The organism is Corallococcus carmarthensis, from assembly GCF_003611695.1.
Classification (GTDB): Bacteria; Myxococcota; Myxococcia; order Myxococcales; family Myxococcaceae; genus Corallococcus; species Corallococcus carmarthensis.
In genome coordinates this window covers 1-10833 of record NZ_RAWE01000286.1, presented here as the reverse complement: position 1 = coordinate 10833, position 10833 = coordinate 1, and the positions used below count along the sequence as shown (strand labels likewise).

The window sequence follows — 10833 nt, the reverse complement described above, 5'->3', positions numbered from 1 at the left end:
CCCGCCCCCCGCGCCCGTGGCCAAGACCTCCGCGCCTCCGCCCTCGCAGGCCAAGGGGCAGGCCCTGGCGCTGGACGCCAAGGCGTTCCCGATGCTCACGTCGCTGGGCCGCAACCTGAGCCAGGCGGCCCGCGAGGGGAAGCTGGACCCGGTGGTGGGCCGTGCGCGGGAGGTCGAGGAGGTCATCGACATCCTGGGCAAGCGCCGCACCAACAACCCGTGCCTCCTGGGCGAGCCCGGAGTGGGCAAGACGGCGGTGGTGGAGGGTGTGGCGCAGCGCCTGCTGGGCCTGCGCGGCACGCTGGCGGAGAAGATCCTCGTCGAGCTGGACATGGCCACGCTGGTGGCGGGCACGCAGCTGCGCGGCTCGTTCTCCGAGAAGCTCAACGCGCTGAAGGAAGAGGTGCGGCGGGCCGAGGGGCGCGTGGTCGTCTTCATCGACGAAATCCACACGCTGGTGGGCGCGGGCTCCACGGGCGAGGGCCCGCAGGACGCGGCCAACGAGCTGAAGACGGCGATGGCTCGCGGCGAGTTCCCCTGCATCGGGGCGACGACGCACGACGAGTACCGCAAGTTCATCGCGGCGGACCCGGCGCTGGAGCGGCGCTTCACGCCGGTGGTGGTGAACGAGCCGTCGGTGCCGGAGACGGTGCAGATCCTCCAGGGCATCATCGGGCGCTACGAGGAGCACCACGCGCTGCGCTACCTGCCGGAGGCGCTGGAGGCGGCCGCGTCGCTGGCGAGCCGCTACGTGACGGACCGGTTCATGCCGGACAAGGCCATCAGCGTGGTGGACCTGGCGGGCAGCCGCTGCCACCGCGAGGGCAAGCACCGGGTGGACGCGGCGGACGTGGCGCGCGTGGTGGCGAAGCTGGCGGGCGTGCCGGAAGAGCGGCTCCTGATGAAGGACTCCGCGCGGCTGCTGCGGCTGGAGAACGACCTGGCGGAGCGCGTGATTGGTCACAGCGACGCGGTGGGCCGCATCGCGCGGGTCATCCGCCGCAACTACGCGGGCTTCGCGTCGCGCCGGCCCATGGGCAGCTTCCTCTTCCTGGGCCCCACGGGCGTGGGCAAGACGGAGATGGCGCGGGCACTGGCGGAGGTGCTGTTCGGCAACCGGGACGCACTGGTGCGCCTGGACATGAGTGAGATGTCCGAGTCCCACGGCGTGTCGCGCCTCATCGGTTCGCCCGCGGGCTACGTGGGCTTCGGCGAAGGCGGCCAGCTCACGGAGCCGGTGCGCCGGCGGCCGTCGTCGGTGGTGGTGCTGGACGAGATCGAGAAGGCGCACCGCGAGGTGCAGATGCTGCTGCTCCAGGTGTTGGAGGAGGGGCGGCTGACGGACGGCAAGGGCCGGCACATCGACTTCTCGAACACGGTCATCGTGATGACAACGAACCTGGGTGCGGACGCGTTCAACCGCACGGGCCGCGCGGTGGGCTTCGGCGCGGCGGACGCGGCCGAGAGCAAGGCGCTGGACATGGCGTCGGACACGGCGCGCAAGGCGTTGCCTCCGGAGCTGTGGAACCGCATCGATGAGCGGCTGCCGTTCCGTCCGCTGGCGGAGCAGGAGGTGGCGAAGATCGCCACGCTCATCCTGGCGGAGAGCAGCAAGCGGCTCGCGACGGAGCGCGGCATCGTCTACACGGCGGGCACGGACGTGGTGGGTCACCTGCTCAAGTCCGGCGGCTTCGACCCGATGCTGGGCGCGCGGCCGATGCGCCAGGTGGTGCAGCGGCTGGTGGAAGGTCCTCTGGCGGAGCGCATCCTCTCCGGCGAGTTCGGCGCGGGTGACCGCGTGCGCGTGGCCGTGCAGGCCGGGCAGCTCCAGTTCGCCCGGGACGCCGCCTGACGGTGGCGAAGCAAGGCATGGGCGCGCGGAGCGGCACCGTTCGCTCCGCGCCCGAGAATCCGGCTCGATCGCGTCCGACGGCCTCGCGTAGTCAGCCTGAGCAGGTCACCGTTCGCTCCGAGCCCGAGAATCTGGCTCGAGCGCGTCCGACGGCCTCGCGTCATCAGCCTGCGCAGAGCATGAAGGCGCCTGTTCCGGCGAAGGCGAAGCGGGTCCCCGTGGTCATCGTCGGTGCGGGCCGGCTGGGAGGCGCGCTCGCGCTGGCGTTGCAGGCGAAGCGCTGGCCCGTGCGCGTGCACTCTCGTGACGACGCGGGCCGTGAGCGCACTCGGGCCCTGGGACTGAAGCCCGCGACCGCGGGGGACCTGAAGAAGGCTCGCGTCTGCGTGCTATGCGTTCCGGACGCGGCGGTGCCCTCGGTGTCCGAAGCCCTTTCGCGCGAGCTGCCGCGCACGGTGGCGCTGGTGCACACCGCGGGCGCCCTGCCCCTCTCCGTGCTGGGGGCACAGCGAAGCCGTGCGGTGGGTTCCTTCCATCCGCTCTGCGCCGTGTCCTCCGCGCATGATTCGCTCGCGGGCCACACGGCCGCCATCAGCACGCGCTCCCCTGCCCTGCGTGCCCTGCTCCAGCACATGGCGGAGGACGTGGGCTTCGCGATGTTCGACGTGCCGGAGGCGCACCGGGCCGCCTACCACGCGGGCGCGGTGCTGAGCGCTGGCGGACTGGTGTCCCTGGCGGACGCGGCCGTGGGCGCGCTGGGCGCGGCCGGCATTGAACCCGAGGCCGCATTGAAGGCCCTGCTGCCCCTGATGCGCTCGGCGCTGCGTGGCATCGAAGCACGCGGACTTTCAGGCGGACTCACCGGCCCCATCGTCCGGGGAGACGCGGGCGTTGTCGCGGCGCACCTCTCGGCGCTGCCTGCGGACATCGCTCCGCTCTACGCACTGCTCTCACGGCGGGCCCTGCGGCTGGCCTCGGGGCGGCTTCAGCCGGAGCAACGCGCCACCTTGGAAGCCCTGCTCGCGAAGAAGTGAGGCCTTCCAGCCCCGCGTCAGTCCGCCGCGTGCCGCCTTGGATGCCCTGCTCACGAAGCGGTAGCGGTCCAACTTCATCCTCATGCTCCGCCGCTCCGGCCTTCTGCCCGGAGCGGGGGCCCTACGGCGCGCATCCCGGTGGCCCCGGACGCGCGCCCTTCGCACCTGACTAGGTGAGGATGATCCGGGGGCTCTGCAGCGCGCGGCGCACGATGGCCAGCGCCTGCTCGGAGGCGGCCTCGGCCTCGGTGAGGCGGCGCAGGCAGACGTCGCCGGACACCGACACGGAGCGCTTCAGGTCCGCCAGCAGCGTCAGCGCCGCCTGGAGCATCTCCTTGCCCTGCGGGGACTCCGCGGCCGGCTGGCCCGCCGCCTTGGACACGTGCGCCGTGAAGCGCTGCACCGCGTCCATGGTCGCGTTCGGGTCGTACTTCTCCAGCAGCGGCTTCAGGCGGTCCGGGTTGATGCGGATGAGGCGCAGCGCGCCGACCTTCTGGAAGGCCGGGTGCACCAGGCCGATCTCCGACATCTCGAACGCGCCCAGCAGGCCTTCGTCCGGCGAGCGGTGTGAGTGCGGCACCACGTCCACGAAGAGCGCCAGCGGATCCGCGCCCTGCTTGAACGCGTCCAGCTCCTCGTCATCCAGCGGCGGGAAGCTCGCGGGCGTGCCGATGAAGAGCAGCGGCAGCACCACGTCGTGCCAGAACTCCTCCGGCGCGGAGCCCGTGCCGCCCACCGTCGCCACCAGGTGCGTCATCAGCTCCGCGAGCCGCGGGGCGCGCTCGGCCTGATCCGCCAGCGTCTTGCCCTGCTCCATGCGCTGCAGCGACGTGACGATCTGACCTTCGAACTGCTGGCGGGCTTCCGGCGGCAGCGGCGGCTGGGTGCGGCCCAACGCGTCACGCACGTCGCGAGCCAGCGCGTCCGTCTTCGCCTCCAACGTCTGCTTCGCCTTGGCCTGATCCACCACGATGAACTGGAGGAAGCCCGGGTCGAACAGGCGCTGGTAGTCCGGAGGCGCCAGCCGCTGGGGCTGAGCGCCGCCCAGGGCCTGCGCGGGGTTGGTGCCAAAGCGCACCTGCCCCAGCGAGCGGCGGATGTCGCTGGCCAGGTCGTCCAGCCGCGTCAACTTGCCCTGCGCCAGCGAATCCATCACCGCCCCAAACGGGGACAGCATGATGATGGCCTCCGGGAAGCCCAGCGAGGCGCCCTCGGGCGAGTCACGGTTGGGGAACCAGAAGGCCTGGTGCTCGGAGATGAGGCGCAGCGCGAAGCCGCCCGCCAGGCCCAGCGCCGCGCCCTGGTGGTTGGGGTTGTTCGGGTCGAACCGGCCGCCCAACAGCTGGATGACCGACTTCTCCACATCCGCCCACGGCGCCTTCGTCAGGTCGACCGGCGCGCCGCTGGCCTTCTCCAACGCGGCGGAGAGCTGGAGCTGCGCATTGTGGACGTGCTGCGGAACAGGGAGCCCTTGGGGCTCGGCGGGTTCGGTCATGGCAAGATTCCTGTGAGGAAGGCGACGCGATCCCTTACCGTGAAAAACGCGTTCGTGACTACGAATTGTGCTCTGTAGGATGCCCGGCATGTCAGCTTCTCGCGGGCCTGCCCGCCAGCCCGCCATCCTCGCCTGTCTCCTCCTGCTGACATCGGGGTGTGCTTTCGTCGCACCCCGTTTTCCGCAAAACGTCCAGGCGTCGTTCGCCCGGGACGAGATGCACAAGCTCACCACGCAGTCCCTGGAGCTGTACTACCCGGTGCACCTGCGCGCGACGGCGCTGCGGGTGGCCGCCCGGATGGAAGCCTGCGTGGACCGGCTGCGCACGGACGCGTGGAGCAAGGCCGAGCGCAAGCGGGTCCTCGTCTACCTGACGAGCGCGGACTTCAACAACGCGTACGTCCAGTCGGAATTCGCCAGCACGCCGCAGCAGATGGTGCTGCCCCAGCACATGACGCTGGAGCAGTTCAACCTGCTGGGCCTGGGTGAGACGGAGATTGGCGACGTGGCCTGTCACGAATCCGTCCACTACGTGCAGATGCAGCAGGTGGGAGGAATCTGGAACGTCCTCAACAAGGTCACGGGCGGCCTCTTCCAGCCCAACATCTTCACCGAGTCCTGGTTCCTGGAAGGCCTGGCCACCTACTACGAGGGCCGGCTGGGCAAGGACACGGGACGTCCCTACAGCCCGGTGTGGCGCGGCTGGTGGGAGGGCGCGGTGCAGGCCCGGAAGGGCGAGCTCAACGCGGGCTACCTGTCCCCGGAGAACCGCGCGCTGGAGCCGTTCGGCGGCAACTACCTGACCGGGATGAACTTCGTGGAGTACCTCGCCCGGAAGTACGGCGAGGAGCGCCTGTGGAAGCTGGTGGACGAACAGGGCAGCTCGCTCTTGCCGCCCCTCGCGGTGACGCTGCGGTTCAAGCGCGTGTACGGCAAGGACATCGGGTCGCTGTTCAGCGAGTTCGAGGAGAGCCTCCAGAAGAACCTCGCGAATCGCGAGCGCCCCGCGACCCAGCAGGTGCTCGTGCCGGACGCGGGCTACTTCTCGCGGCTCGCCGCGAACCCGCTCGACGGCAGCACCGCGCTGCTGAGCGTGGGCCGAGAGCAGATCACCCGCCTCACCGTGCGCGAGCGCGACGGCCGCGAGCGCTTCAGCCGCGCGCTGGTGCAACTGTTGCCAGGACGCCGGTGGGTGGTGGCCAGCCCGTCGCTGGTCAGCGGCATGACGTTCAGCCGCGACGGCCAGTGGCTGTACCTGGTCAGCGCGGACGTGGACTCGGTGGGCAGCTACACGGGGAAGCTGTGGCGGGTGGACGCGCGCACGGGTGACGTGGTGCGGCTGTGGGACGGCCTGGAGGGCATGGGCGGCGACGTCACGGTGGACGGCCGGTCCTACGTGTTCGTGGAGGTGAAGGGCGACGCGGCGAACCTCGTGCGGTTGGATCTGGAGACGGGCACGCGCGAGCGGCTGACGGACTTCAAGGCGCACACCGCGCTGGGCACGCCCGTGACCTCCCCGGAGGGTGGGCGCTACGTGTTCCCCCTGGCCGGCGCGGAGGGTTGGGACCTGGTGCTGCGCGAGCCGGATGGTTCGCTGCGCTGGCTCACGCGCGACGGGCTCTTCAACTACTCGCCCCGGTGGCTGGACGAGGACCACCTCGTCTTCCTGCGCGAGCACCAGGGGCGGCTCCAGGCCCACGTGATGACGGTGTCCACCCGCCGCATCGCCCGCGTCACCGACGCGCCCATCCTGGTGCTCGACGTGGCGCCCGTGGGCGGGGATGCGGTCGTGTTCCTCAACCGCGACGGCACGAACCTCACCGTGGACCGCGCGCCCCTCGCCGAGGCCCTGGCCGAGCTGCGCGCGACACCCGAGCCGCCGTCCGGGAGCATCGCGACCGCGCCGGTTCCGGTGCCGGATTCCGCCGCGCAAGGCCCGGCCACGCCGGACGCGGTGGCGCAGGGCACGAGCCCTACCCCGACGCCACCTTCGGGCTCACCCGGTCCGGACTCGCAAGAGGGCTTCGTCGCCTTCCCCGGCCAGTCCACGTCCCCGGCGGAGGCTCGCACGCAGGCCCCTCCCGACGTCCCCACGGCACAGGTCGCGCCGCCTCCACCGCCGGTGGATCCCGCTCGCGACGTGGACGCTCCCGTGGCGCCTCCGCCCGTCGCGGGCCGCGCGGTGGACGTGCTGACCGACGAGCCGTACTCGCCGCTCGAAGGCTTCTTCATCCCGAACTACCGGGTCCCCTACTTCTACACGGTCCCCAACGACGTCGACGAAAACGACCCGTACTTCGCGGGGGGCATCTCCATCGCGGGCCAGGACCGTCTGGGCTTCAACGCCTACGCGCTCACGCTCACCTACGACATGAAGGAGAAGCAGCCTGGCGTGTCGTTCGCGTACGGCAACGCGCTGCTGTCGCCCTTCTACATCCAGGTCTCCGCGTCGCGCCTGCGTGAGAACGATCGCACGGACCTGCAGGCCACCGCGTTCGCGTCGCGCACGTTCTGGACGACGCCGGTGAGCTTCGGCGTGCTCGCGCTCGACCGCCGCTTCGACGCCACGGATCGCCGGCCGAAGATCACCACGCGCCTCATCGGCCCGGAGGCCGCCGCGTCGTACTTCGCTGGCGAGGGCACGTCCTACGGCGGCACGCAGCGCGGCCTGGGGCTGTCCGTGAGCGGCGGCATCTTCCCGAAGGCCTTCGCGCTCGACTCCACCGTGGGCGACCTGCGCCTGGGCGTGGACGGCTACCTGGGCGGCCTGCCCTTCACCGGCAAGGACAACCTCCAGCTCTCCGTCGCGGGCCGAGCCCTGCCCGGTGCGCCCGATGGCCTGCTGGAAGTGGGCGGCATCCTCCCGGGCGAGGCCTTCTTCATCAACCGCGACAGCACCAGCGATGGCGGCCTGCCCCTCCAGCTCCAGCCGGGCCTCGCCTTCAGCGAGTACCTGCGAGGCTACGAAGACCACACCTTCCGCGCGCGCAACGTGCTTCTGGCCAACGCGCGCTACCGCTACCGCTTCATCATCGACTACGGCTGGGCCTCCACGCTGTGGGTGCTGCCGTCCCTCTTCGTCAGCCAGTTGGAGCTGGACGGGTTCGGGGCCATCGCGCGCACGGACAACCGGGACAACCACGCGGCGGTGGGAGGCTCCGCCACGCTGCGGCTCACCGTGGGCCAGGCCTACGCCCTCGCCTTCTTCTACCAGTACGCCCACCGCTTCGATGACGGCTTCGGCGACCTGCACATCATCGGGCTGACCTTCTAGCCCGGCCTACCCACCGCGCGGTCCGCGCAGGCCGAACAGCCCCTCCGCGCGCGCCACCGCGAGCACCCCGGAGGGCACCAGCTCCGACGGTTCGATGCCGCGCGCCAGCTGGTCTCGCACCTGCGTGGAGGACACCTCCGCCAGCGGCGGCCCCACCGTGTCCGGCGCCGGGTAGCCCGCGCGGTAGAGCACCAGCACGCGCGCCATCCGCTGGATGCGGTCGAAGTCCTTCCAGTGCGGCAGATCCCTCAGGATGTCGCTGCCGATGATCAACGAGAACCGCGTGTCCGGGTGCCGCTCCACCAGGAACGCCAGCGTGTCCACCGTGCGCCCGCCACCGGCCAGCTCGCGCTCCACCAGGCTCGTCTGGAGCCAGCCGGATGTCTCACGGCAGAGCGCCTCGCACATGCGCACGCGCGCCTCGAAGGACTCCAGCTGCTTGCCGAACGGATGGTGGAACGTGGGCATCAGCCACACCGCGTCCACGCCCTGCGTCGCGTGGACGTAGGACGCCGCCATCAGGTGGCCCACGTGCGGCGGGTTGAACGAGCCTCCGAGCAGCGCGACCTTCACGGCGGGCCTCTTATTTGACGGTGAGCTTCGTCGAGCGCGAATCGACCTGCAGCACCCGGGGCGGCAGCACCAGGTGACCATCCAACCGGAACGCGGAGAAGCTCAGGTTGCGCTCCGTCTTCTCCAGCAGGCCGCACGTCTGCTCCGCGGCCCCCACCAACCGGCCCGGCGTCACGAAGTAGCGCGGGCCAATCTGCACCACCGCTGGATCCGGCTCCTTGCCGTGGATGAACACCTGCGCGTTGAGCAGGTCGTCCCGCACCAGGTCGTTCTTGTCGTGCACCACGCAGCAGAGCGTGTCCCCCACCAGGTCCATGGCCTTGTTGGCCACGGTGGGGTCCCGGTACGCCAGCGAGTCGCGCTCCGGCACGCGCACGAAGCGCTCCATCACCAGCCGCCGGTCGTCCTCGGATGCCAGGTCCGCGGGTGCCTCGCGGGACGCGGGCGTGCGCGACAGGCCCTCCTGCGGCGTCACCAGCCACTGCGTCACGTCCGCCAGGAAGTCCGCGTCGGAGTACTCGCGCCCGCCCCGGCTCTTCTGCCGGCGCCACAGCACCCACTCATCCAGGTCCGTGTAGCGCGCGCCGATGAAGAGGAAGCGCCGGGCGCCCTTCGCCCGCAGCAGCTCGTAGGCCGCGTCGAAGGCGCCCAGGTCGCCGTGCGTATCGGAGAAGACGCCAATCACGTGGAGCTCACCGCCCGGAAGCGTACAGCAGTGCGGGCTCGCGGTGCTTGCGGAAGGCCTCCGTCTGGAGCTCGAAGCCCTCCAGCATCCGGTCCAGGCTCCACCCCTCCTCGATGCCGCGACGCACCTGGTCGGTGCCGCACAGCAGGTCGAACGCGGGCACGTCCTCCACGAACTCGTACGCGTCCGCCCGCCAGTCGAAGTGGCCCGGGCCAATGTCGTGCAGCGCCTGGAAGATGGCGATGCCCGTGCGCAGCGGCTGGAACGACTTGCGATCCGTGACGTGGATGAACGCCCCGCTGCACGACTGGCCCTTGTACTTGTCGAACGTCGGCGTGAAGCCCACCGGGCGGAAGGCCACGCCCGGCAGCCGCTCCATGTCCAGCCGCGCGAGCAGCTTGTCCGTGTCCACCCACGGCGCGCCGAACTGCTCGAAGGGCCGGCAGGTGCCGCGGCCTTCCGACACGTTGGTGCCTTCCCCCAGGCACATGCCCGGGTACACCAGCGCCGTGTCCGCGGTGGGCATGTTGGGCGACGGCGGCAGGAACGGCAGGCCCGTGTCGCTCCAGTGCATGTCGCGCGTCCATCCCTCGCACGGCACCACCGTCAGCTCGCAGCCGAAGCCCTCCTGTGAATTGAACAGCCGCGCCAGCTCCCCCGCCGTCATGCCGTGGCGGTTGGGCAGCGCGTACAGCCCCACGAAGGAACGGAACTTGTCCCCCACGAGGTTGCCCTCCAGCGTCACCCCATCCAACGGGTTGGGCCGGTCCAGCACGTAGAAGGGCACGCGGGCCTGCGCGGCGGCCTTCATCGCCAGGGCCATGGTGTAGACGTAGGTGTAGTAGCGGCTGCCCACGTCCTGGATGTCGAACACCACAGCGTCCAGCCCCTTCAGCCACTCCTGGCGAGGGGAGAGCGACTCGAAGGTGGAGCCGTAGAGGCTGTGCACCGGCACGCCCGTCTTGCGGTCGCGCGCCTCGTCCACGGCCACCATGTACTGGGCCTCGCCGCGGATGCCGTGCTCCGGCCCGAAGAGCGCCGCCAGCGTCACGCCCTGCGTGCCGGCCAGCAGGTCCGCCAGGTGGCGGAAGCGCGAGTCCACGCTCGTGGGATTCACGATGGCGCCCACGCGCTTGCCCTTGAGCGCGGAGAACCCCTGCGCGGCCCACACATCCAGTCCCGTCTTCACCTTCGTCACGTTCGGTCGCCTCGTCCCGCCGCCCACGTCATGCGCGGGCAAGGCAGGTCAGGTTCGGAAGCTCAGTTCGAGGCCAGGCGCTTGAGCGCGCTCGCGGCCGTCTTCTTCGAGTCACAGGTGCCCAGCCCGAGGAAGCCCCCGGACGCGCCGTCGTTCGGGCCTCCGTCCTCGGCCAGCGTCTCCAGCGGCCCGCGCGCGGACTCCAGGCGCAGGTTGGCCAGGGCCTCCGCCGCGCTGGAGCGCACGGGGCACTGCTCATGCTTCAGGAACGAGATGAGCCGGGACGCCGCGCGGTCGTTGCCGTCCTTGCGCACCGCCGCCGCGTAGTGGACCACCGAGGGCACCAGGTTGCCCTGCGCCTCCTCCAGCCGCCCGTTGAGGTAGGAGCGCTGGTCCGCTTGCTCCTGCCGGATGAGCCGCTTCGCCTCGTTCACGCGATTGACCCGCTCCGCGCCAGTGGTGCCTTCCACGTCGCGGATGGCCCGCATCGTGGCGCCCCCTTCGCCGACGAGCAGCGCCCCTCCCAGCAGCACGACCGCCAGCAGCACCGCGCACACGCCCCAACCCGCCACGGTGGACGACACCTTGGAGGTGATGGCGGGCGGCAGCTTCGCGTACGCGCGCGCCCAGAGCGCATCCGTCGCGGTCCGCGCCTGCTTTCCCAGCACCGTGGCGGGTTGGGGCGTGTGCGCGGTGCTGCTGGCGGTCGTGCTGCTGGGAGG

Annotated in this window: 8 protein-coding genes; 3 read left to right on the top strand and 5 right to left on the bottom strand. The window is 71.0% G+C overall.

The window, feature by feature from the left end:
- On the top strand, window positions 1-1852 hold a 1852-nt coding region (locus D7X32_RS40220; RefSeq protein WP_147450463.1), incomplete at its 5' end, for an AAA family ATPase.
- A gap of 179 nt (window positions 1853-2031) precedes the next feature.
- Window positions 2032-2886 (top strand): Rossmann-like and DUF2520 domain-containing protein, encoded by an 855-nt coding sequence (locus D7X32_RS40215; RefSeq protein WP_120607810.1) that lies wholly within the window; start codon window positions 2032-2034, stop codon window positions 2884-2886.
- A gap of 169 nt (window positions 2887-3055) precedes the next feature.
- On the opposite strand, the gene D7X32_RS40210 is transcribed toward D7X32_RS40215, so the two are convergent.
- Window positions 3056-4381 (bottom strand): hypothetical protein, encoded by a 1326-nt coding sequence (locus D7X32_RS40210; protein WP_120607809.1) that lies wholly within the window; start codon window positions 4379-4381, stop codon window positions 3056-3058.
- An 88-nt stretch (window positions 4382-4469) separates the two neighbouring features.
- On the opposite strand from D7X32_RS40210, the gene D7X32_RS40205 reads away from it, so the two are divergent.
- Window positions 4470-7655, top strand: a complete 3186-nt coding sequence (locus D7X32_RS40205; protein ID WP_120607811.1) for a hypothetical protein — start codon at window positions 4470-4472, stop codon at window positions 7653-7655.
- A gap of 6 nt (window positions 7656-7661) precedes the next feature.
- Here the strand turns inward: D7X32_RS40205 and nadD are convergent, their stop codons facing one another.
- The 4 genes from nadD to D7X32_RS40185 all read right to left on the bottom strand — a co-directional run.
- The gene (gene nadD / locus D7X32_RS40200) at window positions 7662-8228 is read right to left on the bottom strand and encodes a nicotinate (nicotinamide) nucleotide adenylyltransferase (protein ID WP_120607808.1); all 567 of its coding nucleotides are present in this window, start codon (window positions 8226-8228) and stop codon (window positions 7662-7664) included.
- Window positions 8229-8238: 10 nt separating this feature from the next.
- Complete coding sequence (locus tag D7X32_RS40195) at window positions 8239-8913, bottom strand: hypothetical protein (protein ID WP_120607807.1); 675 nt, start codon at window positions 8911-8913, stop codon at window positions 8239-8241.
- A gap of 7 nt (window positions 8914-8920) precedes the next feature.
- Window positions 8921-10111 carry an exo-beta-N-acetylmuramidase NamZ family protein gene (locus tag D7X32_RS40190; protein ID WP_120607806.1) on the bottom strand — a complete coding sequence of 397 codons (1191 nt, stop codon included), beginning with the start codon at window positions 10109-10111 and terminating at the stop codon, window positions 8921-8923.
- A gap of 62 nt (window positions 10112-10173) precedes the next feature.
- Window positions 10174-10833, bottom strand: a 660-nt coding sequence (locus tag D7X32_RS40185; protein WP_500683173.1) for a HEAT repeat domain-containing protein, incomplete at its 5' end; no start/stop codon positions are given.